The following is a 1,615-nucleotide window of genomic DNA, read 5'->3' as shown; positions in this document are numbered from 1 at the left end:
GCTCGCCCCGTGGAAAGCGAGCGGTAAGCCTCGGAAAACAAAAACCTACACTAAGTTTGAATGGTTTGGTAACTACCGACACACCAGGTAATACACTTTTTCAGTTACCTCTACTGATGATTAGTGGAACTATACGGAAGAATGGGATGGATTTTTTTTGATGAAATATTTAGAAAAAACAAATAATGATGTATAATAAAGGAACAATTACAAATTGATGGAAAGGTGGTTAAACGCTTGCTAAGGAAAATAGTAAAAGGATATTTATATGTTGTCGTTCTTCCTCTTACATTTTTAATCTCTATTTTGTTTGTAAAAGGACAAAAAAGTTTGTACATTTTATACTAAGGACAAAAGAGTATGTACTTTTTGAAAATTTATAATATTTTATATCTCCACAATTTAGATATTTATGTACAATCCATTATATTGTACATGCTTATTAAAAATATGTTAATTCAGAGGTGGTAAAATATGTATACCCCAGTAATAACTGATGGAAGTAAACGTTTTGGAAATAATAGATGGTATTCATTTAGTCCGAAATTAAAAAGAAATGTTTATTTATTTAGCGATTTAGAATATGAGCATTGGTTACTTGTAGAAGCTAATCCGCAAATTTTGGATTTTTGTGAACAACCTTTAGAAGTAACAAGCCTTATTAATGGTAAAATGAAAAATTCAATTTTCGATATTTGGATTAAATATGCTGATGGAAAACAAGAATTTAGAGAAATCAAATATTCATTTGAACTTAATAAAGCTAAAGTAATTGATCAGTTTACTGTTCAACAGGATTGGTGCAATGAAAATGGATATAAACACAGCGTTCAAACCGAGAATGAAATTCGTGAAAATAGGCTGTTTCTTTCTAATTTAAAGTTAATTTTAAAAACAATTAAACAAGCTACCCCTTCTGACGTTGATAAATATAGAATCATCAAAATATTAAAAGAAAACTTACCTCAAAGAAGAACTCTTCAGACTATCTTACAAAACTCAAAATTCACTCTCGATAAATTATATGTTTCAATTGGTTGGATGATATTTAATGGAGAAATTCAATCCAATATTTCTCAAAGTCATTTTGGTATTAATACAGAGGTGTGGATAAATGGGTAGAAGAAGCGTTGAAAATTTAAACATTAATCAAGAATCATTGGACACATCACTTTGGCCAACAGTATTAATTGAAAATTTAACCCCTAAACATCGTAAGCTATTTTTAGAAAGAAAAAAAGCTGTTGACTTATTTATATCTACTGACATGAAGGTTAAAGATATAGAAACTGAAACAGGGTTAAGACGAGATGAAATTCATAGGTTTGTTAGAAGATGTTTAGAAAAGGATGAATCAGGAGAAATAATGGGCTATAAAGGATTGATTCCTTATAAGAGAGTAAAGGATTATAACAGAAAAGATTTTCCAGTAATTAAAGAAGAAGATTCTAATAACTTTACTGGTGCATTCAACTTATTACTTGATACCTACCCTACTCTAAAAGAATTAATAATAGATTTATATCTAAATAGGAAAAGTAATAAGAATAAAATTATCGATCCCATCATTAACAGTATGAGTAAAATGTTTGTGGGAGAATAAATATCCTTTTTG

General features: G+C 28.9%; 2 protein-coding genes. Both read left to right on the top strand.

The features are described 5' to 3' along the window. The first annotated feature begins 474 nt into the window (after positions 1-474). Positions 475-1,122, top strand: a complete 648-nt coding sequence (locus ADJ83_RS04590) for a TnsA endonuclease N-terminal domain-containing protein (RefSeq protein ID WP_031536621.1) — start codon at positions 475-477, stop codon at positions 1,120-1,122. Then, positions 1,115-1,603 carry a hypothetical protein gene (locus ADJ83_RS04585; RefSeq protein WP_031536620.1) on the top strand — a complete coding sequence of 163 codons (489 nt, stop codon included), beginning with the start codon at positions 1,115-1,117 and terminating at the stop codon, positions 1,601-1,603. Before ADJ83_RS04590 ends, ADJ83_RS04585 begins: the two co-directional genes overlap by 8 nt. Positions 1,604-1,615: the final 12 nt, after the last annotated feature.

The sequence above is a fragment of the Bacillus sp. 522_BSPC genome, from assembly GCF_001076885.1.
Taxonomy (GTDB): Bacteria; Bacillota; Bacilli; order Bacillales; family Cytobacillaceae; genus Niallia; species Niallia hominis.
Note: the sequence above shows the minus strand (reverse complement) of the source record. Positions and strands in the feature narration are given on the sequence as shown.

Coding starts and splice junctions, on each gene's coding strand:
- ADJ83_RS04590 (WP_031536621.1), top strand. CDS start 475: ATGTATACCCCAGTAATAACTGATGGAAGTAAACGTTTTGGAAATAAT.
- ADJ83_RS04585 (WP_031536620.1), top strand. CDS start 1,115: ATGGGTAGAAGAAGCGTTGAAAATTTAAACATTAATCAAGAATCATTG.